Annotated in this window: 19 protein-coding genes; 4 read left to right on the top strand and 15 right to left on the bottom strand. The window is 57.1% G+C overall.

The window, feature by feature from the left end:
- Nucleotides 1–234: hypothetical protein (locus tag AAEZ03_RS18735; protein WP_350580621.1), on the bottom strand; the 234-nt coding region annotated here is incomplete at its 3' end.
- Between the two features lie 15 nt (nt 235–249).
- On the opposite strand from AAEZ03_RS18735, the gene AAEZ03_RS18730 reads away from it, so the two are divergent.
- Both AAEZ03_RS18730 and AAEZ03_RS18725 read left to right on the top strand, forming a co-directional pair.
- The gene (locus AAEZ03_RS18730; protein WP_350580619.1) at nt 250–1,731 is read left to right on the top strand and encodes a methyl-accepting chemotaxis protein; all 1,482 of its coding nucleotides are present in this window, start codon (nt 250–252) and stop codon (nt 1,729–1,731) included.
- Nucleotides 1,732–1,831: 100 nt separating this feature from the next.
- Nucleotides 1,832–2,098 (top strand): terminase, encoded by a 267-nt coding sequence (locus tag AAEZ03_RS18725; RefSeq protein WP_350580617.1) that lies wholly within the window; start codon nt 1,832–1,834, stop codon nt 2,096–2,098.
- Here the strand turns inward: AAEZ03_RS18725 and AAEZ03_RS18720 are convergent.
- The 3 genes from AAEZ03_RS18720 to AAEZ03_RS18710 form a co-directional block, all read right to left on the bottom strand.
- A complete protein-coding gene (locus AAEZ03_RS18720; protein ID WP_153334616.1) occupies nt 2,095–2,892 on the bottom strand; it encodes an acyl-CoA thioesterase in 798 nt (265 codons plus the stop codon). The two genes, AAEZ03_RS18725 and AAEZ03_RS18720, sit on opposite strands and share 4 nt — an antisense overlap.
- Before the next feature lie 180 nt (nt 2,893–3,072).
- The gene (locus AAEZ03_RS18715; RefSeq protein WP_350580615.1) at nt 3,073–3,822 is read right to left on the bottom strand and encodes a CHAD domain-containing protein; all 750 of its coding nucleotides are present in this window, start codon (nt 3,820–3,822) and stop codon (nt 3,073–3,075) included.
- A 28-nt stretch (nt 3,823–3,850) separates the two neighbouring features.
- Nucleotides 3,851–4,129: a hypothetical protein gene (locus AAEZ03_RS18710; RefSeq protein ID WP_153334620.1), complete on the bottom strand. Its 279-nt coding sequence runs from the start codon at nt 4,127–4,129 to the stop codon at nt 3,851–3,853.
- A 165-nt stretch (nt 4,130–4,294) separates the two neighbouring features.
- Between AAEZ03_RS18710 and AAEZ03_RS18705 the strand changes: the two genes are divergently transcribed.
- The gene (locus AAEZ03_RS18705) at nt 4,295–5,353 is read left to right on the top strand and encodes a patatin-like phospholipase family protein (protein WP_278941545.1); all 1,059 of its coding nucleotides are present in this window, start codon (nt 4,295–4,297) and stop codon (nt 5,351–5,353) included.
- A gap of 7 nt (nt 5,354–5,360) precedes the next feature.
- Here the strand turns inward: AAEZ03_RS18705 and AAEZ03_RS18700 are convergent, their stop codons facing one another.
- The 11 genes from AAEZ03_RS18700 to AAEZ03_RS18650 all read right to left on the bottom strand — a co-directional run bounded on the left by AAEZ03_RS18700 (nt 5,361) and on the right by AAEZ03_RS18650 (nt 20,667).
- Nucleotides 5,361–6,047 carry a response regulator gene (locus AAEZ03_RS18700; RefSeq protein ID WP_262126848.1) on the bottom strand — a complete coding sequence of 229 codons (687 nt, stop codon included), beginning with the start codon at nt 6,045–6,047 and terminating at the stop codon, nt 5,361–5,363.
- 36 nt (nt 6,048–6,083) lie between these two features.
- Nucleotides 6,084–8,750, bottom strand: a complete 2,667-nt coding sequence (locus AAEZ03_RS18695) for a DUF4118 domain-containing protein (RefSeq protein WP_278941542.1) — start codon at nt 8,748–8,750, stop codon at nt 6,084–6,086.
- A 90-nt stretch (nt 8,751–8,840) separates the two neighbouring features.
- Nucleotides 8,841–9,389, bottom strand: a complete 549-nt coding sequence (gene kdpC / locus AAEZ03_RS18690) for a potassium-transporting ATPase subunit KdpC (RefSeq protein ID WP_153330578.1) — start codon at nt 9,387–9,389, stop codon at nt 8,841–8,843.
- Between the two features lie 21 nt (nt 9,390–9,410).
- Entirely contained in the window at nt 9,411–11,483 is a 2,073-nt protein-coding gene (gene kdpB / locus AAEZ03_RS18685; protein WP_350580610.1) for a potassium-transporting ATPase subunit KdpB, read from the bottom strand.
- Between the two features lie 10 nt (nt 11,484–11,493).
- Nucleotides 11,494–13,188 carry a potassium-transporting ATPase subunit KdpA gene (kdpA, locus tag AAEZ03_RS18680; RefSeq protein ID WP_314918762.1) on the bottom strand — a complete coding sequence of 565 codons (1,695 nt, stop codon included), beginning with the start codon at nt 13,186–13,188 and terminating at the stop codon, nt 11,494–11,496.
- Between the two features lie 8 nt (nt 13,189–13,196).
- Nucleotides 13,197–13,286, bottom strand: a complete 90-nt coding sequence (gene kdpF / locus AAEZ03_RS18675; protein ID WP_048368646.1) for a K(+)-transporting ATPase subunit F — start codon at nt 13,284–13,286, stop codon at nt 13,197–13,199.
- 257 nt (nt 13,287–13,543) lie between these two features.
- Nucleotides 13,544–14,965 (bottom strand): PI-PLC domain-containing protein, encoded by a 1,422-nt coding sequence (locus AAEZ03_RS18670; RefSeq protein ID WP_350580607.1) that lies wholly within the window; start codon nt 14,963–14,965, stop codon nt 13,544–13,546.
- A 75-nt stretch (nt 14,966–15,040) separates the two neighbouring features.
- On the bottom strand, nt 15,041–17,425 hold the full coding sequence (locus tag AAEZ03_RS18665) for a hypothetical protein (RefSeq protein ID WP_350580604.1): 2,385 nt from the start codon (nt 17,423–17,425) through the stop codon (nt 15,041–15,043).
- Between the two features lie 409 nt (nt 17,426–17,834).
- On the bottom strand, nt 17,835–18,839 hold the full coding sequence (locus tag AAEZ03_RS18660) for an RHS repeat-associated core domain-containing protein (RefSeq protein ID WP_278939050.1): 1,005 nt from the start codon (nt 18,837–18,839) through the stop codon (nt 17,835–17,837).
- 118 nt (nt 18,840–18,957) lie between these two features.
- Complete coding sequence (locus AAEZ03_RS18655; RefSeq protein ID WP_350580601.1) at nt 18,958–20,190, bottom strand: hypothetical protein; 1,233 nt, start codon at nt 20,188–20,190, stop codon at nt 18,958–18,960.
- Between the two features lie 27 nt (nt 20,191–20,217).
- Complete coding sequence (locus tag AAEZ03_RS18650; RefSeq protein WP_278939048.1) at nt 20,218–20,667, bottom strand: YcgN family cysteine cluster protein; 450 nt, start codon at nt 20,665–20,667, stop codon at nt 20,218–20,220.
- Between the two features lie 156 nt (nt 20,668–20,823).
- On the opposite strand from AAEZ03_RS18650, the gene AAEZ03_RS18645 reads away from it, so the two are divergent.
- Entirely contained in the window at nt 20,824–21,417 is a 594-nt protein-coding gene (locus AAEZ03_RS18645) for a nitroreductase family protein (protein WP_048368650.1), read from the top strand.
- Nucleotides 21,418–21,498: the final 81 nt, after the last annotated feature.

Raw genomic sequence — 21,498 nt, 5'->3', positions numbered from 1 at the left:
GATGGCGGTGAGCTTAAATTGCTCTGTGTACTTATTCATGTTGAAAACCCAAAAAGTTGGATGGGTGTCCAACTTTTGGGGGCAGTTCAATCTGTAGGAGCGAGCTTGCCTCGCGATCTTTTGATCTTCCCAAGCCGGGTCCTCCTTGTATCGGACAGCTTGACCCATATCAACATTGTCTTCATAAAGTAGCGGCACAATGATGGCACCTTGCCAATATTGTGTTCGCCACATCAGAGAAGACCTTCCATGGGTGCCTGGCTTAGCAACATCTCGCTTAAATACAAATTCTGGGCTGTGAATGCGGTGGCTTTTGTCACCACGTTGCTGCTGGTGCTCTACGCCGTGCAACTCGAACAGCAATCACGCAGTAACGCCGCCCACGCCAATGCCAAGGCTCAGGCGCACCTGCTCAGCGTGTGGCCGGCCAATCAGCCACTGCCCGAAGCCCAAGACCTGCTGCCACTGGCGCCCAACACGGTGCCGACCGTCAACGATCAGCCGTTGCCGCAATTAAGCGACGCCAACGGCTGGGTATCGCTCAATCACATGCCGCTGTTCGGGCAAAACCCGCTGTCCGGGGCCGAGGTGGTCAGCCGCGAGAATGGCCAGAAGGTCGCCGTGCTGGCCTATGCGCCCAGCCTGGCGCAAGTGTTCGTCGAGCGTTTGCCCAATTATGCAGCGGCCGTCCTGGTGCTGATGCTGGCCATGCTCTGCGCCTCTCAATTGTTGATTCGTTTTCTGCTCAGCCAGCTCAACACCCTCAAGGATGTGATGCTGCACGTCGAAAAAACCGGCGATTTGTCGGCCCGCGTGCCGTTGGCCTGCACCGATGAAGTCGGCCAAATGGCCAGCGCGTTCAATGCCATGCAGGCCGGTTATCAGCGGGTGGTCAACACCGTTGCAGACACCGCCGCGCAACTGGATGCCGGGGCCGCGCGCCTGGCCAGCAGCATGAACGAAGTGCAACACGGCATGCTCGGCCAGCAAAGCGAGACGGACCAGGCCGCCACGGCCATCAATGAGATGACTGCCACGGTCCATCACATCGCCCAGCACGCAGGTGCCACCCGTGATTTGTCGCAAACCGCCGATGACCTGGCCGGCAGCGGGCAACAAGTGGTCAGCCGCGTGCAAACCTCCATTGCCAACCTCTCCGATGGCGTGCAAAAAACCGCCGAGATGATTCAGCAACTGGCCCAGGACAGCCAGCAGATCAATAGCGTGGTCAGTGTGATCCACAGCATCGCTGAACAAACCAACCTGCTGGCGCTCAACGCTGCCATCGAAGCCGCCCGGGCCGGCGACATGGGCCGTGGTTTTGCCGTGGTGGCCGACGAAGTGCGGCACTTGGCCAAGCGCGTGCAAACCTCTACCGACGAAATCACCAAGATGGTTTCAGCCTTGCAGGCCGGCACCCGTGATGCCGTGGACTTTATGCAAGAAAGCTCGTTCAAGGCCGACGATTGCGTGCAACAGGCTCAAGAGGCAGGCGCAGCCTTGGCCGAGATCACCCACGCGGTGGCGCAAATGCGCGAAAGCAATACGCAAATCGCGGTCGCGGCCGAGCAGCAAAGCCAGGTGGCCGAAGAAATGAACCGCGCCGTGGTCAGCATTCGTGATGTCACCGAAGACACCGTGCAACAAACCGTCGATTCGGCGACCACCAGCAATCAGTTGGCAACACTGGCCGGTGAGCTGAATCGGGCCATTGGTCAGTTAAAGCTATAAGGCCTATAGCCAGAGTCGATTCGCCGTTCGCCCGGCTCGCCCCTATTCTTGGCTCATCCGGTTCAGACAAGACTGAACCCTTGAACCAAGGAGAGAAATCATGGGCAAACGTCATCCTGATCTACCCGCCTGGCAATGGCGCTCTAACCCACAAGGCACCCGCAGTGCCAGCCATCAGGCGCTGAGCCTGCTGGCTGTGGCGATGATGGTGTTGGCGTTCCTGCTGCTGGCCACCGGCGTATTCAGCAACGATGCTTCTGGCGCCGTGATTGGCCTGGTGGCGCTGTTCGCCGGCATGGCCATTCAGCACCAGAGCCGCCAGTTGGATGCCAAGGCTGAGCAGGCACAGCGCAGCAAAACGTTTTAACCGAAGATGGCGACGGTCTGGCGACTGATAGCAATCAGCTCGCCATTGGGTGCCCACAGATTGGCCGCCACATGGCCATAGCCGTCACGGGCATGTTCGATCACCGCCAGGTATTTGCACCAGTCAAGGGTGTTGGCGTCGGGTAGCGGCTGCACAAACTCCACCGTCCAGGTCAGCGTGCTGCCCGCCGTCGGTTTGTTGAGCAACGGCAACAACGCCGGAGGCCAGGTGTCGATCAACGCCAGCAGATGGGTTTCTGTGAGCGACTGCTCTGCCACCTCACCGGCAAAACGCACCCAACCGCCCATTTCACGTGTGCCGCGCCCGGTAAACGGAATGGCGCCCACGGCAAACGCCATCGACAAGTGCCGCATGAACTCCGGGGTCACCCCTTTGATGTAGGGCAATAGCGGGCATTGCTCTGGGGCTTTCATGTCCGGGGCTGGCAAGCTGTCTACCTTCACCGCCGACTCGCGGGCACCACCAAAACTGCCTTGCACCAGTGTCACCACCTGGCCGTTTTGCACGGCCCGACCCAGCACCTGGCTCACTGCCTTGCCTTCGCGGAGCACCTCGACTTCAAAACTCACCGGCACACCCGGCTCGGCGGGCCCGACAAACGTCACCGCCAATGAGCGCAACGCCCGCTCGCTGGACACTTGAGCGCGCATGGCTTCGTACTGCAACGCCACCATCAGCCCACCAAAACTGGCCCGCCCCTGCCCCCAATCTTCAGTGATGGTCACATCCAGGGGGTTTTTACGTACAGCGTCGACCAATTCAGAAAACTGCATACACACCTCAACGCTGAACAATAGGCCGTGATACTACTGACCCGCCCGCCTCGGCACAGCGCCTATATGCGCCAAATGAAGCAGTGAAAAACACAAATCCGTAGGAGCTGCCGAGGCACGAAGGCTGCGATCTTTTAAAGATCAAAAGATCGCGAGGCAAGCTCGCTCCTACAGAGGTGCTTAGCGCAATTTGGCCAACACCCGGTCGGCGCGTTTCTCGCCTCGGGCCAAGGTGGCGCGCCATTGCTCAACGCACGGCTGCAAGTCAGGCTGTTGCTCAGCCTGAGCGAGCCACTGCCAGGCGTCATGCCATTCACCCAAGGCCTTTTGCGCGTCTTTCAGGTGTTTCATCACGGCCTTGGGCACGCGGTCCAGCTCGGGATAGGCCTCGGCGCCATAACGCACACGCTTGATCAACAATCGGACCTTATGCCGGTCGTGGGCCGGGTCTTTCAGGGCTTTGTGCAGCGCCTGCCATTGCTTGGCCAAAATCGCCTCAATGCGTTGGCGCAACCCGCGCAACAAGCACTCGCGCTCGCTGGCGCGCAAAAAGCGTGGGAACGCCTCGAGGATCATCAGCAATTGCGACAGCTCAGTACTGGCCGCCACCCGCGGGTAGCTGCCGGCCAATTGGGTTAACCGGCGCTTGGCCAGGGTCGGGTGGCCCTGTTGCTCCAGGTGCGCCGCCAACACTTCAAGGTCACGCAGCGGGGTTGTCAAAACGCCGACCTGCGAGGCCGACATTTCAAGCTGGACCACGCCCGGCAACCCCCGCAGCGGACGTAACAGGCTGCGCAAACGACGGACCGTGGTGCGCAGGTCATGCAGTGCTTCAGGATCGGTTTGGGCCTCTAAACGCGCCTGGCAGGCCAACAACTTGACCTCCAGGCGCAAGCAGTTAGCTACGATCCGATTAACCAAATCAGACATCCCTACTCTCCCTCGTCAGGTTGGCGCCTCAACGCCCGGCGCGGGACTCCTGGATATAGAAGCGCGCCTTCTCGGCCTTGGTCGTGCAGCCTTCAAAGGCCTCGAATTGTTGCTGAGTTTTCGCCGCCGTCAGCAAAGACAGGGCTTTGGAATAGCTGACCGTACCGGCAAAGCCTTCGGCCTTGGCCAGGTCCAGTTCGTGCCAGGCCGCGTCTAGCTGCGTGCCGCAACTGTCACGGTAAACCTTCTTGCCCGCGCAACCGACCAAAGCAATCGCCATTAATGGCACACAGATCCAAGCTTTCATGGGGCAAATCCTCAAATAATTGTTCAGTGCTAAGACGGGCAACCGGCCTAAAAGTGCCGTAACGCAAAACGTCGTGGAGCAAGACTAGCTCGCCAAACCGCTTTGAGCTGTCACTGACTCACACAAAAAGGCATTGTAAGCACTTGTCTTGCAAAGGACCGGCTCATGAAAAAACGTATTGCACTGGTATTGGGCTCCGGAGGCGCGCGGGGCTATGCCCACATCGGGGTCATTGAAGAGCTTGAAAGCCGGGGTTACGAGATTGCCTGCATTGCCGGCTGTTCGATGGGCGCCGTGGTGGGCGGGATTTATGCCGCCGGCAAGCTTGACCAGTACCGCGACTGGATTCAAAGCCTGGATTATCTGGATGTACTGCGCCTGGTGGACGTGAGTTTCCGCCTCGGGGCCATTCGTGGCGAGAGAGTCTTCGGGCAAATTCGCAACATTGTCGGCGAGATCAATATTGAAGACCTGCGCATCCCTTATACCGCCGTCGCTACCGACCTGACCCATCAGCAGGAAATCTGGTTTCAAGAAGGCTGCCTGCACCAGGCCATGCGCGCCTCGGCAGCCATCCCCAGCCTGTTTACCCCGGTGATGCAGGGCAATCGCATGCTGGTCGATGGCGGTTTGCTGAACCCGCTACCCATCGTTCCGGTGGTGTCCAGCCACTGCGACCTGATTGTCGCCGTCAACCTCAACTCCACCACGCAAAACCATTACCAGCTCCCGGTGATCCCGCGCCCGGCGGCCTTTAAAGGCCGGTTTAACAACCTGATGAATTCGCTGGGCTCGCACATGCCGTTTCGCACCCGCCAGGCAGAGCACCTGCTCGACCTTGAACAGGAGATGCTCAAGCCTGCCACCGAACCAGAAGCCGAAGTGCCCTTTAATCCCTGGATCGACTCAGCGACCCCCAAGCCTGCGCCCACCCTTGGGGCCAACACGCAAGGCGCGCCAAAGTCCGCCACGGGTTCAGTCATCATCGACAACGTCGGCCCGGCGTCGCTGCTGGATCTGATCAACCAGAGCTTCGAGGTGATGCAGACCTCTTTGGCGCAGTACAAAATCGCCGGATACCCGCCGGATATTTTGATCAACGTGCCAAAACGGGTGTGCCGCTTCTTTGAGTTTTACAAGGCCGCCGAACTGATCGCCTTAGGCCGGGAAATTGCCAAAGACACGCTGGACCGCTATGAATCTGACCAGCGCTCGCAACCCTGACGCGGCGTCAGCTCAACAGCCGGTAGCCCACACCGGCCTCGGTGGCGATAAAACGCGGCGAGGTCGGATCATCGGCCAGTTTTTGCCGTAAATGCCCGATCACGATCCGCAGATAATGGCTGTTCTCGACATGGCTCGGGCCCCAGATGTCCTTGAGCAATTGCTGCTGGGTAATTACCCGCCCCGGATGGCTCGCCAGTTGCGCCAGCACCGCGTATTCCTTGCGGGTCAGGCCCACTTCTACGCCGTCGAGCAGCACCCGGCGAAACGCCAGATCAATGATCAAGGGGCCCAGTTCAACTGCCGCTTGCCGGGTTTCTCCGCTGGGTGCCTGACGCAACAAGGCGCGGATGCGCGCCAAAAACTCCTGAATGCCAAACGGCTTGGTCACGTAGTCATTGGCGCCACCGTCCAGCGCCTGGACTTTTTGCGCTTCGCTGGCGCGCACTGACAACACCAGCACCGGCGCCGTCGACCACTCGCGAAACTCGCACAACACCTGCTGGCCGTCCATGTCCGGCAAGCCGAGGTCGAGCACCATGACGTCCGGTTTGTTCAACGCCGCCTGGCTCAAGCCTTCGGCTCCGGTCGCCGCCTCAAGCACGGTGTAGCCCTGGGACACCAGGCTGATGCGCAAAAACTTGCGGATCTGAGGTTCGTCATCAATGACCAAAATCGTCGCAGGCTGGCTCATGGCAATTCATCGCAACAAAAGTAGGGCCAAAGAGTATCAGTCTTCACGCTCCGCCTCTTCCTGATCCATGGCCGGTTGATCGCGCAGCGGCAAATACAGGGTGATACAGGTGCCCTGCCCGTCGATGCCTTCACCGACAGTAATGCGCCCGCCATGGGCGCCGACCATGCCGAGGCAAATGGCCAGACCAAGCCCGGTGCCCTGCCCGCCTCGGTCGCCACGGGCAGCGGTGTAAAACATGTCAAAAATCTTGGCACGGTCTTCTTCGGGAATGCCCGGCCCTTGATCACTCACCGCAAACCACAACTCCCCTTCATGCGCCCCGGCGCTCAGGCGCAGTTGCCCATGGGGCGGTGAAAAGCGTGCAGCGTTCTCCAGCACATTGACCAAAGCCTGTTCGATCAACGCCGCATGCACATGCAACAGCGGCAATTGCGGCGGCACGTCCACTTGCACCTGCAACGGCGCCAGCACGGCACGCAGCCGGTTCAAGGCACTGCCCACGATGTCGGCGGGTGACACCCAGTCACGGGCCAGTTTCAAGGCGCCGTGGCCCAAGCGGGTCATGTCCAGCAGGTTCTGGATATAGCGATCCAGTCGCTCAGCTTCATCGCGGGTGCCTTCGAGCAACTCACGTCGATCTTCCAGCGCGATCGCTTCCCCCAGCGCCAGCAGCGTGTCGATGCTGCCGCGCATGGTGGTCAGCGGGGTGCGCAAGTCATGGGACACCGAGGCCAGCAAAGCACTGCGCAATTGTTCGGTTTCGCCATGCAGGCGCGCAGCTTCCAGGTCTTGCGCCAACCGCGCACGGGCCAGCGCCTGGGCCAGCGGCTGACTCAAGGCCATCAACAGGCGCCGACGTTGGCCACTGAGGGTTTGCCCGTCTTTGGGGCTGACGCCGAGCAAGGCCAGCGGCCCTTCTTCAGCGCTGATCGGCCACCACCACCAATTGCCCATGGGCAACGTGCCCGTGCCTTTGCCTGCCGGTTGAAGGTGTGCCCAGGCCCAGTCCGCAGCGGCGCGCTCGGCTTCGTTGAAATGCAAAGGGCCGCCGGTTTCGATGGTCCAGTCGCCTTTGTCATCGCGCTTGAGCAGGCACATGTTGAGCTCTTTCCAGCCACTCAAATGCTGGGCGGCGGCATTGATGACTGCCTGACGGTCCGTGGCGGCGGTAAGCTTGCGCGACAAGTCGAGCAACTGCGTGGTCTCTTCCTGGGTGTCGCGTAAGGCTTGCAGTTGTCGGCGTTGGCGCGCGGCCAGGTTACCGGTAAGAGCCGCCATCAACAGAAAGAACAACAGCGTGAGCACGTCTTCTTCGCGCTGGATGCTGAACGAGAAATTGGGCGGGATAAACAGAAAGTCATAAGCCAGAAATGACATCGCCGCACAGGCCAGCGCTGGCCCAAGGCTGCTGCGCACCGCCACCAGCAACACCGCCGCAAGAAACACCAGCGAGATGTTGGGCAACGCCAACACACTGGAAACCCCCCAGGCCAAGGCGCTGGCAAGCACCGTGGCCACCAGCGCCAGACCATAGTCAAACCACACCAGCGTGTGCTTGCCACGGGTCACCACCGGCGCGGGCGATTGCTCGTGGTCGAGCACGTTAATTTCCAGGCCATGGGCATCGCGCAGCAAGCGCGCTGCCAGCCCGCCGCCAAACATCCGGCGGCGCCAGGTCAGCCGCGACTGGCCCACCAGCAGCAGGCTGGCCCGGCGCTCGCTGGCGTGCTGGATCAAGGTTTTGGCCACCTCGCCCGCACGCAGCAACACCACTTCGCCGCCCAGGCGCTCGGCCAATTGCTGGGCACTCTGCAAGCGCAGGCGCGATTGCTCGTCACGCACGGTGCCGTTATCCACATGCACCAGGCTCCAGGGCAAATGCCGCCGCTCTGCGACCCGGCTGGCATGGCGAACCAAACGCTCGGCATGCACATCACCGTCCACGCCCACCAACAGCCGCCCGCGCAGCGCCGGGGCCGATTGCCCTTGCTGCCGATAGCCTTTGTCCAGCTCATCGTCGACGTACACGGCGGCGGTCTGCATCGCCAGCTCGCGCAGGGCGTTGAGGTTGGTCTGGGAGAAAAACGCATCGATGGCCGCACGGGCCTGCTCAGGCACATAGACTTTGCCTTCACGCAGACGCTCCAGCAGCTCACGGGGTGGCAGGTCGATCAACAGCAGCTCATAGGCTTCCTGGACGATCCAGTCGGGCACGGTTTCACGCACTTGCACCCCGGTGATACCGCGCACCTGGTCGTTGAGGCTTTCGAGATGTTGAACGTTGACCGTGGTATAGACGTCGATACCCGCTGCCAGCAACTCCTGCACGTCCTGCCAGCGCTTGGCATGACGGCTGCCGGGTGCATTGCTGTGGGCCAGTTCATCGACCAGCACCAGCTTGGGCTTGGCCGCGAGCAGGCCATCGAGGTCCATTTCTTCGAGCTGCACGCCGCGATACTCCGAGCGCAGCATGGCCAGTTGAGGCAAGCCGTTGAGCAACACTTCGGTTTCAGCGCGGCCATGGGTTTCGACCACCCCGGCCAACAGCGTGACCCCTTGGCGCAATTGGGTGTGCGCGGCCTGCAGCATGGCGTACGTCTTGCCAACGCCGGGGGCCGCGCCCAGAAACACTTTGAGCCGGCCACGGCCTGCGCGTGGCAAGTCAGCTAACAACGCATCGGCGCGACCGGAATGGCTCATGGGTTTGTCCTGATGAATACATAAACTGTAGGAGCGAGCTTGTCTCGCGAGTTTTAAAGATCGCGAGGCGAGCTCACTCCTACAGGAGATTTACTGCAACTGCGCCAACGCCTGGTTCAGCAACAGCACATTGACCACCGGCGGGCCTATCAACGGTTGTTCGATGTGTTGTTCAAGCAACTGTTCAACCGTTTGTACCGGCAAGTGCCGAGCCGCTGCAACCCGTACCAGTTGATAGCGAATTGCCTCCGGTGGCAAGTGCGGGTCCAGACCGCTGCCCGACGTGGTCAGCATGGCCATCGGCACCGGGCCTTGATCCGGCACGGCAAGCTGCGCTGCACTCTCCTTGACCCGTGTGGCCAGGGCCGGGTTGCTCGGCGCCAGGTTGCTCGCCGAGCTCGACACCGTGGCAAACGCCCCCGCCGAAGGCCGAGGGTGGAACCAGTCATCACCGGTAAAGTCTTGCGCAATCAATGCCGAGCCCTTGACCTGCCCGGCGCTGTCACGCACCAGGCTGCCGTTGGCTTGCTGCGGGAACGCCACTTGGGCGATCCCGGTCACGACCAGCGGGTAAGCCACGCCGGTAATGACAGTCATCAACAGCATCAGGCTCAAGGCCGGACGTAATAAATTTGCCATGATCAATCTCTCCGAAAACGCTTAAACCAAGTGCAGCGCAGTGAGCAGCATGTCGATCAGCTTGATGCCGATAAACGGCACCACCAGCCCGCCCACGCCATAGATCAGCAAGTTGCGACGCAGCAGGTGTGCAGCGCTGGCCGCCTGTACCCGCACCCCGCGCAGGGCCAAGGGGATCAACACCACGATGATCAAGGCGTTGAACACGATGGCCGAGAGAATCGCGCTCTGCGGGCTGGCCAGGTGCATGATGTTGAGCACGCCCAACTGCGGGTAGATCGAGGCAAACAGCGCCGGCAAGATCGCGAAGTATTTCGCCACGTCGTTGGCAATCGAAAAGGTCGTCAGCGCGCCTCGCGTCACCAACAGTTCCTTACCGATCTGCACCACGTCCAGCAGCTTGGTCGGGTCGCTGTCGAGGTCGACCATGTTGGCCGCTTCACGCGCCGCCTGGGTGCCGTCGTTCATCGCCATGCCCACGTCAGCCTGAGCCAGCGCCGGGGCGTCGTTGGCGCCGTCGCCGCACATCGCAACCAGGCGGCCGTCGTTTTGCTCATGGCGAATGCGCGCCAGTTTTTTCTCGGGTGTGGCCTCGGCCAACACATCATCCACCCCGGCTTCGGCTGCGATTGCGGCGGCGGTCAACGGGTTGTCGCCGGTCACCATCACGGTCCGAATGCCCAGCTTGCGCAGTTCGGCAAAGCGCTCGCGAATGCCGGGTTTGACCACGTCCTTGAGGTGGATCGCGCCAAGCAAACGGCCCTGGCCACAGACCAGCAACGGGGTGCCGCCACTTTGTGCGATTTTGTCGATTTCACGGGACAACGCAGGCAGCACTTCGTGACGTTTCATTCCGACAAAGGCCAGCACGGAGTCCACCGCGCCTTTGCGGTACACCCGGCCGTGGTAGTCGATGCCCGACAAGCGTGTTTCGGCGGTAAACGGCACCGCTGTGAATTCCTCGGCCGCAGGTTCAGTGAAGCTGTGCAAGCCGCGAATGAATTCGACGATGGACTTGCCTTCCGCTGTGTCGTCCGCCAGCGACGCACGCAGCGCCCCTTCGGCCAGCTCTTTGGCGGTCACACCGGGTGAGGCATACAGAGCGGCGCAACGGCGGTTACCAAAGGTGATGGTGCCGGTCTTGTCGAGCATCAGTACATGCACGTCACCCGCTGCTTCAACCGCGCGGCCCGATTTGGCGATCACGTTAAGGCGCACCAGACGGTCCATACCGGCGATACCGATGGCGGACAGCAAGCCACCAATGGTGGTCGGGATCAGCGTGACCAACAGCGCCACCAGAAACACCAGCGGCAGGCTGCCACCGGCATAGAAGGCAAACGGTTGCAGGGTCACCACCACGATCAGGAAGATCAGGGTCAGACCGATCAGCAGAATATCCAGGGCGATTTCGTTCGGGGTTTTCTGTCGCTTGGCGCCTTCGACCAGGGCAATCATGCGGTCCAGGGTCGACTCGCCGGGGTTGGTGCTGATGCGCACCAGCAGCCAGTCCGACACCAACCGAGTGTTGCCGGTGACCGCCGAGCGATCCCCGCCCGACTCACGGATCACCGGCGCAGACTCGCCGGTAATCGCGGCCTCATTGACGGCGGCAATCCCTTCGATCACCTCGCCGTCACCGGGGATCATCTCCCCGGCCTCAACGCGCACCACATCGCCTTTGCGCAGACGGGTGGCCGGCACGATTTCAAAGCTGCCCGTGGTGGTCCGGCGGCGAGCACTCAAGCCCTCACTGCCGGCCTTGAGGCTGTCGGCGCGGGCTTTACCGCGACCTTCGGCCAAGGCTTCGGCAAAGTTGGCGAACAACACGGTGAACCACAGCCAGATGGCGATTTGCACGGCCACCGCAGTGGGCACCGACGCCTCCGGCATAAAGCACAACACTGAGGTGAAAATGGCGGTCAGCTCAACCACCAGCATCACCGGCGAGCGTTTCAACTGGCGCGGGTCGAGCTTGACGAAGGCTTGCAGCAACGCCGGGCGCCAGAGGTCGGCAAACGCCGTTTTAGGGGTTTGCGGCGCCTGGGTTTCAGGCGTAGGCGTCAATTTTGAAACAGGAGCAGGCATAGTCATGATCGTCTCCTTAGAAGCCCATAGTCAGTTGTTCAGCGATGGGACCCAGTGCCAGCGTCGGCAAGAAGGTCAGGCCGCCTACCAGCAAAATGGTCACGGTCAGCAGTGCCACAAACAGCGGGCCGTGGGTCGGAAAGGTGTTTTGGCCAACCGGTGCGGTTTTCTTCATAGCCAGGCTGCCCGCCAGGGCCAGTACCGGGAGGATGTAACCGAAGCGTCCGAGCAACATGCCCAGGCTCAGCATCAGGTTGTAAAACGGCGTGTTGCCACTGAGCCCGCCAAACGCCGAGCCGTTGTTGGCACTGGCCGAGGTGAAGGCGTACAAGATCTGGCTGAAACCGTGTGGGCCGGGGTTACTCACCGCCGCCACTGCGCTGGGCAATACCGCCGCAATGGCGGCCAGCACCAGCACACCCACCGGCATCACCAGCAGGGTCACCACCAGCAATTGCACTTCTTTGGCCTGCAGTTTTTTACCGAGGTACTCCGGGGTGCGGCCGATCATCAAGCCAGCAAGGAACACCGCGATCAGCACGTTGAGCAACATGCCGTAAAGCCCGGCACCGACACCGCCGAAGATCACTTCGCCAACCATCATGTTGACCATCGCCACCATCCCGCTCATAGGGTTAAGGCTGTCGTGCATGGCGTTCACCGAACCGTTGGAAGCGGCGGTAGTGGTCTCGGCCCACAGCACTGTGGCGGTGGTGCCGAAGCGGACTTCCTTGCCTTCCAGCGGCGCAGTGTGCTCAACCAGCGGGCTGTTCAGCGTCGGGTTGGGCTGGTACTCGGCATACAGCGCGGTGCCACCACCGATCAGGAACAACGCCAGCATGCAGGCCATGATGGCCCGGCTTTGGCGCAAGTCTTTGACGTAATGGCCAAAGGTGAACACCAGCGCCACCGGGATCAGGATGATCGACGCCAGTTCAAACAGGTTGCTCCAGGCTGTCGGGTTCTCGAACGGGTGCGCCGAGTTGGCACCGAAGAAACCACCGCCATTGGTGCCCAGTTGCTTGATCGCAATCTGGCTGGCAGCCGGGCCCAGCGGGATCACCTGGTCGACACCTTGCATCGTCACAGCGTTGACATAGTGAGCAAAGGTTTGCGGCACGCCCTGCCACACCAGAAACACTGCCAACACCAGGCACAACGGCAACAGGCCGTACAGCGTGGCGCGGGTCATGTCCGCCCAGAAGTTACCCAGCGTTTTGGTTGAGCGGCGGCTGATACCGCGACACAGCGCAACCAGGACCGCAAGACCGGTGGCCGCACTGACAAAGTTCTGCACGGTCAGGCCGACCATCTGGCTGAGGTAACTGAGCGACGCTTCGCCGCTGTAACTTTGCCAGTTGGTGTTGGTGACAAAGCTCACCGCCGTGTTGAACGCCAGCGTCCACTCTTGCCCCGGCAAATGCTGCGGGTTGAGTGGCAGGTACTGCTGAAACAGCAGAATCGCGAACAGGATGACAAAGCCCGCAAGGTTAAAGGCCAGCAGCGCCAGCATGTACTTGACCCAGCTTTGCTCGCTGTTCGGGTCTACCCCGGCAATGCGATAGCACACGTTTTCGACGGGCCCCAGTACCGGGGTCATCCAGGTACGCTGACCTTCCATCACTTTGTAATAAAAGCGCCCCAGCCACGGTGCTGGCAGTAATACCAGAACGAAGAAGGCCAGAATCAGCGCATAGTCATAACTGTGCATATCCGCTCCTAGTTCTGATCTGCGCGCAACAGCGCAACCAACAGATAAACGAACAGCCCCACTGCCAGCAGCAGGGACACCCCATCCAGAACGCCCATGACAACTCTCCCAAAGCGGCACGTGCCGCGTGTAGGAAGAGTGTGTGCAATGTGGGCGTAAAGGATCGAGATCGAGAGGGGTGCGGGGGCGTAAAGAAGGCGTAAAAAAATCAATGACCCGTAGCAATTATCTCTACGCAGGAAACCTTTTGCTCCGCAAGTTGTAACGTGGTCCCGTTAGAGCGGTTGCCCAGACAAACCGACTCCAGGCTGGCGGCGACCACCATTTCAGCCTGTATTTTCTATTAAGCCTTTACTCAGGACCAAGAGCCAAATCGTTCCCAAACGGTTCCGTACCTATAGCCTCCAAAGTCGGCCCCCTGCACGACTGCTACATACGCCTCGCCTTTAATCAAGGGATGAAACGAAGCACCCGCCGCGTACTTAGAAGCTGTTTGTTGATATACCGCAGGATTGTTATCTATACCTTCCTTCTGCAAGCGAAAAACTGTTATCTCCACTTGATCGAAGTCGTAAGCGCTATTTACATCCAACATGATGAAAGCGATCCTATCTAAACCACTACCATAAATAGGTATACTCTTTATTTTAGGCTTTCCAGAACCACTTGCGGCACCAAGCGCAATAACAGGAGCGGGAGCATTTGTATTAACGCTTATCACTTTAGACCCTGTAATTTTCCCTTTAGCATCCAACGCACGAACAGCCAAATTGAACATCTGATTCCTCGCGGCGGGGATTTCAATATTATGGCAACCATTAGATAATGTGTGCGGATACGCCGTAAAACCCCTTCCAAGCAAATCGATCTGATATTGCATCACTCTCTCATTTGACTTAATGATTAAATAGACTTTTTCCGAAATATAGTTATACCCACTCTGCTCAAGTTCAGGCGCATAAAACGGCGCAGCATCAACATTGTAATTTATACACCTCTCAATCAAACCATGATCAAGCTCCGAGATGCCGCCCGGCTGACCATTTCTCATAGCAGGAGGACTGGCATTAGCCACACAGAGTGTTGAAGAACACTCTGTGTCCGCATTATGAATCACATAGACCTGCATTGTAGTTTTCTGATTGACACCTGCAGGCACAGTTGTATTGATCCAGCCTTGCCAGCGACAAGGCCATATCAAATCATCCTCCGCACATTCATCCCAACTGAGAATAATGTTTTTCCCCCAATAATCATGGTGAATTTTACCCAGCGTTAAAAGAGCCGCCTTGCGGGGGATCAATCCCGTTGACTGCAAGCCATTGACGAAGAGATTTTTTAGCTGTACATAATCGAATGCTCCGCTGAGCGAATAACAATCACGAATATTCAAAACAAGGATTTCATTGATAGCAGTTGAATCAGACGCGCTGTAATAGGCATTACACCAATCTATCAAGCTCTGCACTGTATTAGCGGAAGGTTGGTTGTTGTAGTGAAATACCCACTGCCCGGACCCGATTTGGCAAATACGTAAATCCAGAGCCCTGACACCGGCCTCAATCTGGATATCCCAAAGCGCTCCAGATGAATCAGGAGTACTACGTGTGTACGCTTGGGCATCGAATTCAAACGTACCGGAATGCATAGTTGAAGGGATTTTCAGCTCATGTAATTTTAACGTAGCCAACACAGAATGATACGTTGTCATCCAGTGTTCTACGTCACCTGAAGTCAGGTTTTCCACGGCCTTGCTATTGGCTATTGACACATTCATTGTGTATACCCTCTGAAGATTTTCCGGTTACACAGAGATACCGATGACACTCACTGGGTGCACAGCAACAGAACACTATCTGTTGATATCAAGGTGTGACAGCTGAACTGCATTATTCATAGAATTAATAATATCGACATACTGAGACAACGGTAATGGCACCGCCATAAAACCATGCACCGACACATCATCAGTTCCAAAAACTCCGGCTATGACAGCAAAGCTGCCTGGAGCGACCGTGTCCGGCTCAGTATAAACACCACTGTCCTTATCAAGGCTGCCTTCGCCGGCCAATAAAGTCCAACGGGCAGGTGTTAAAGGTCCCTTACTGCTTAATAGGTTAAATTTCAAACTCCTCTGCTCCGACTCACTCAACTCCTCTATTCCTACTGGCGCAGTTAAAGGATTATGCTGAATAAGCACATGAATATACGCCGTTGCATTGCCATTTTTCACCTCAATGACATCCACCGGGTAAGATACATCCGAACTAACTATGCCACCGGCGGTATACAGCCGTTGATTGACTTGACCTGATACCTCGGTCAATGTAGACCCCCACTCGGGAGTCATTAAAGTAAACGTCAGCGGTGCATTATCCAGTGCGATGGCTGACAGTTCCTTGGTTTTACTGAGATCACACGTTAAAAATAAATCGCTAACCTGAATAAGGCTGCGCATGACCGATATCAATGCAGAGCTTTTCACTATTTGTCCCCGCAAGACGCCTGTCACGGTGATCATTACTGTCAGGACCCCGCTGGCCAGGTGCGCTTGTGTCGGCGCCGTATAGTAGCCAGTTGAACTGATTGTGCCGACCTGCTCAGCTTTTGCGTCGACGTCTCGTACCGACCAGCCAGGGTTGCTTAATACTTGAGACACCTTAAATTGTATGTGGCCGCCTGCTTCAATCGTGTGCCTCAAAGGGGAGATGGAGACAGACGTCAGAAGAGGATCAATGTGACCAAACAGGGCAAGATCCCCTGGGACAAATGCCTGAGTCAGTTGCAAAGCATTTTGACCTGAGAACAACAGGTTTCGAATGAGATAAGTATCCACTGACGGAATGTCAAATTTTTTGATGACGCTCTTAAGAACACCTCTGATACACCCTTCAATTGCCGCTTTATTAGCGGCCTTACCGTCCGCATTCCAATAATCCCCACCATCATTTAGAAAATTTATCTCGCTGCTTTCTTTTAAAACTCTTGCATCACCAAAACTAACAATACCCGTCAGCGTATTAAGTAATAGATCACACACCAATTCGATATTAAAGCCATATTGATACCCCACCCGCCAACTGTTATTTATCACGTACTCATCTACACCAGCAGCCCCCCACGTGACACGCACATCCAAACCTTCAGCCCCGGTGCTTACACGTAAATTATGAGAACTATCACCCTGAAATTTATAAGCAAGTGTTTCAATATTCGCATAAGCAATTCTTAGTACAGGGTTCCCCCCTATACTGTCTTGCCCCCAGTATGAAAAGGGAGCATTAATACCGGTTACACCTCCACCTGCAGTCGCCATCAAACCACTGCTGATACCAGCATCAAAACCCTGGCGCGACAACACAAGCCCATTCCCTATCGCCGCTTCCAATACGGGCTTTATCACTTTTTCCATGAATACCCTGCTCGACAGCAAGACAGTAGCGGTATATAGATCTCCATTTTGATCCGTTGGAATCAGGTAGTCGCTTGTTTCATTTGGGAATGCAACGCCATCCTTTCCACCGGCCAAAGTAACAAACAACATGATCGCCCCATCACCATATTCTGGGGTCTGCATCAATGCAGAAGGCGCAGACGCTCTCGTTTTTATCTCAAAATTTTGAGGTGTCAACACACCATTCGGTAAACAGTTTAATGTTCCCAGCGAAAAGCGCTTTTGTTCTGCATCCAGCGCTTTAAAATATTCTTTAAACAGCCTACCGACGTCATCTTGAGAACTGCTGCCGACAACAAAGTTCGCTTTGAAGTTGTCGGCTTTACCTATATCAATCAATACTTCACCACCCGCACCTACCGACCCTTTGGTCAGCGGTTGATCCATCCATATTTGCGGCCCTCCCACCGGTAAAACCTGTTTTATTCGCGAGACATATCTACCCCCACCCGGGAGTGTGTTAGTGCTAACTATCATACCGCCGATCATATCCAGGGTCAGACGTGTGCGCGGTGGCTGCTCAAGGCTGGATATTTCAAAGGATAGTTTAGGGGCACCTAATTTCAGACCAAAAAGATGCTCAATATAACTTCCATCTCCCCAGACCATCTCCATCGATGCAGGTTCAATAATACCTTCACCCGTGCTGTACCGCTCAACATATAACTGATAAAGGAGTTCGTTAGTTTTGCGTTGATCGTACATCACCACGGCATCCCAACCTACCGTGCAGGATTTTCCTTGCATGGACTTTAACAACTCACCCAATGGCCTTTTGCTCATACTCGCCCCTTAAAACACAGCGACTCCCATTAAAGGATGTCGCACACGTTCAGACACTCCATATTGACATCGTACAAACTAAAACAATACATAGCGCAATCTCTTATGGACACAAATAGAGAGTATCAACCCCCAGCCAAGGCACTATTCAAGCATCACCAAGGACACTTGTACGCTATTTACCGCCCCCCGAACACTAGCAGAAGTACTAGGTTTTTCAAAAATCCAGTCAAAACGTTTTAAACTGCAGAGGTGAAAAATTGAGTACTTTGCTCCCACCAAAACCTGATAACGTAATGAACACACCTTTTCAAAACGCCCAGTAAATTTTAGCCGGAGGGATACATCGCCTGCTTTTAAACCACCTTATATAGCCCTTAACTACTTGTAACATACACACTTCAAATACTCATACCCGAATGCTAACCACTGCCTTTCGAATCGAACGACCTGTTATGTGTAATCGATGATCAAAGCCCCCCGCGATTAAAGCTCCACCTAAATTCATGAAAGTGCCCACAATACGTTCAGCCCCCGTCGTTTCCGAAAACCAACGCCCGGCTGAACGTGAATGTGCACCGGCGTTAGAAATATTTCCATCAGCTACTAAGTGTGCATCGCCCAGATAAGCACGGGCGTGAGGAACACTCAGACTTTGATCTGCGTGTGAAATAAGGTTCTCATTGGTTTCGAATAGCCGCTTGATAAAGGGTTCATTTTTTGGGACTTCGTCAAGCCCATTACTCAGGAGATTCCTGCTATATGCAATTGACTCTGGAACAGCGTCACTGCGTGTCAATGACTTTCTGACAAGGTCGAAAGCTTGTTTCCATGAGCCAATATTGTCACTAGCCGCACTTGAGGCCGTCACTCCAAGAACACTCAACAGTTTTGCAGGCAAACGAATATGCCCCGTTGGATCCCGCCAATTGACCGGATCACCCGAACAATACGCGTAGGCATTAATACCGCCTTTCGCAAAGGGGCTCAGCGAGTCAGGGCTGTTAAATCGCATCAGTACCGGGTTATATGCCCGATGACCATTGCCCAATAAATAATGACCGGTCAAGGCCTCAGGCAATTCGCCGTTAAACCCCACCAACGCCCCTGCACTGTCGAGAGACCGGGAATAACCATATGGGCTATAGACAACGTTACTAACCGGATGCCGTGGCTTGACAAGGCTTATGGCAGAACCGGACAAGTCGGTTGTCAGTAAGCTGGTCCCTGTAGGGTCAAGCTGTGCAAGCGCTTGATGATTATTACGCAACAGCGAAGAGACCACGTTGCCCTGAATGGCCGTTACCCACTGATCTCTCTGATAGAAACGCAACCTGACAGGCTCACCCGAACGCGCGCACATTGTGCAGCGATCAAGGGGATCGTAGTTAAAGCTGATGATTGAAACCGTCATCGTTTGACACTCCAGTAAATGAAACTGAAGTGTCAAACATGTGGTTGCATGGGACTCCTGACGGTATGACTAGGTTGTGTGCCCAAACATGTAAATCAATATCAGTACGATGCTCACCTTAGCGCAGCAAAGGACTGTCCAGCACACTGGAGTTCCCACCCAGCACACTTTCGCTGAGCTGGATAAACGACGCAGTGTTGACCTTGTCCATGCGCATCAGCGCCCTGCTCACGTCATCCAGCGAGCGCTTGTTGTGGGTTTGCAAACGTATTTCGCGGTCCAGCGCCTGCAACACAGTCACCGCACGTGCCTGCATCGCCTGGTTAACGGTCGCTGCGCGCAAATGAGTAACGCCTTTACCGGCCGCATTGAGCCGATGCTGCAGGGTCTGGTAACGCTCATCGCTCATGCCGCCCGCACGGCGCAGCAGTTCAATGGCGTAGTACTCACTGAGACCGTCAACGATCCACTCATGGCTTGGCTCGGCATTAATGCCGGCAAACACTTGCACCACTTCTCGCAGCAACGGGCTGCTGCCGCTTTCGCTGACCAGCGGCAAGACGCTGGAGAGATAAATTGAATTGTGGTCTGCCGTACTGCCTCTCCACATCGGGCTGGCCGCCCCCACGATCAACAGTTTAGGGGGGTTACGCGGGAACACGGCTTGCACTTGCGGCCACACAAACGTCAGCAAGGTGATGACATCCATGCGGTGCATGCCCTGCCCTTTTGGCGCCGATACGGTCACTTCGGTTTCACCCAGGGTGGTACGCCGGGTGCCTAGCGTGCCAGCGAGCATCCAGCCTGTAGGCCGATCAAACACCCGGGAAGCATCGTCAATACGAAAGCGGTTCTTACCGATACGCGGCCACGCGGTTTCAACACTTTTCCAGCCCTTAGGCAACTCAAACTCAAGCCGCGAGACCAACTCGGTGCCGTCTTGTTGATCGAGGCTTGCAGGCGGGACCAACTGTTCACCGCGAAACAAAGCCCACGTCGGGGTCATGAGGGTGTCGTAGCTGCCATTTTTGAGCGGGTGATTCAACCGCACGCGGTAAGTGAGGCTGGCCTTGCCCGGCCCCGGATGCCACAGGCCACGGCTGTGCTCGGGGTCCGGGGTCAATTGCCATTGCCCGTCCGCCTTGAAATCGCTGTAACTGTCGGGCACCCCCAGGTCGAAGTCCAGGCTACGCACCGCAGAGCCATCAGCCAGGGTCACGCGCACCTGCGCCTGATTGCTCTGCGGCATCAGTTGCACGTGGTAATCCAGGTCGACTTTTTTGCCCGCCCACAGCGGGCCGCTGGCGATGATCAGCAACACGCCCAAAGGCCATTTAAAACACAGCGGCATACACACTCCTTTGCACCGCTCCGGCACTTAACCGGCGCGGAAAATCAGATGATCTTCCCAGTCGTCTTCCGGCACGCTGCCCTCGGCCAGCATGTGCCCGGATTGCGAAATGCGCTCATGGTGCACGGCCTCAGGGTCCCCGCAGACCAGGTGGTGCCAGAGCGGCAAGTCCTTGCGCTCGCTGACCAGCCGGTAACCGCAGGTGGGCGGCAGCCACTTGAACTCTTCAGCCTTGCCGGGTGACAACTGGATGCAATCAGGCACGCTGTCACGGCGGTTGGCATAGTCGCTGCACTGGCAGGTTTTCATGTCGAGCAATTTGCAGGCGATACGGGTGTAGTAGACGCTGTTGTCCTCTTCATCCTCGAGTTTTTGCAGGCAGCACAGGCCACAGCCGTCGCACAACGACTCCCACTCCTCTTGATCGAGTTGATCGAGGGTTTTGCGGATCCAGAAGGGTTTTACGATTGCGGCCATGGCTCAAACATCAACATCAGGGAGTGGAAAAGGCCGCCAGTCTAGTGCCCAAGCTGCCGTGGGCCAAGCGCTTGTGACTGACGGCGTAACAGGACTTGTCAGCTGGCAGACATGACAGTAGTTTTGCGGCTGGTCAAATCCACTCAGGAAACTCGAATGCCAACCTCCAACCGCGTTGCCGAACACCCGATTCACGAGCAATTCACCCAGCGCTGGTCACCGCGCGCCTTTACCGACGCAACCCTGGACAAGCCAACCCTGCTGAGCTTTTTCGAAGCGGCCCGCTGGGCCCCGTCGGCGTACAATGCACAGCCTTGGCGCTTTTTGTTCGCCCTGCGCGGCACCCCTGAGTTTGAGCGTTACTTGAGCCTGCTGGTTGAGTTCAACCAAGGTTGGGCCAAGCACGCCGCGGCATTGGTGGTGATCGTGTCGAAAACCACCTTCGCCGCACCGGGCAGCACAGAAGAAAAACCTGCACCCACCCACGCCTTTGATACAGGCGCCGCGTGGGGCCAACTGGCCTTGCAAGCGCACTTGAGCGGTTGGCACACCCATGGCATGAGCGGTCTGGATTTTGAACGGGCTCGCACCGAGCTGAAGATCCCTGAGGGTTACGCGGTTCAGGCCATGGTTGCCATTGGCAAACTGGGCGACAAAGCGAGCCTGGTGGACTACCTGCAAGCCAAGGAAGTCCCAAGCCAGCGCGAGCCTTTGAGCAAGCTGGTGGCTGAGGGTGATTTCAGCCTGTAAGGGGGGGCGGGTTGAGGGCACTACACCTCTGGCTGCGCAACGGCCTACTACGCCCAAGCTCTTAAGTCGAACCAATACCCT

Origin of the sequence: Pseudomonas sp. HY2-MNA-CIBAN-0224, assembly GCF_040310285.1 — a bacterium.
In the GTDB taxonomy this organism is placed as follows: domain Bacteria; phylum Pseudomonadota; class Gammaproteobacteria; order Pseudomonadales; family Pseudomonadaceae; genus Aquipseudomonas; species Aquipseudomonas helleri.
Note: the sequence above shows the minus strand (reverse complement) of the source record. Positions and strands in the feature narration are given on the sequence as shown.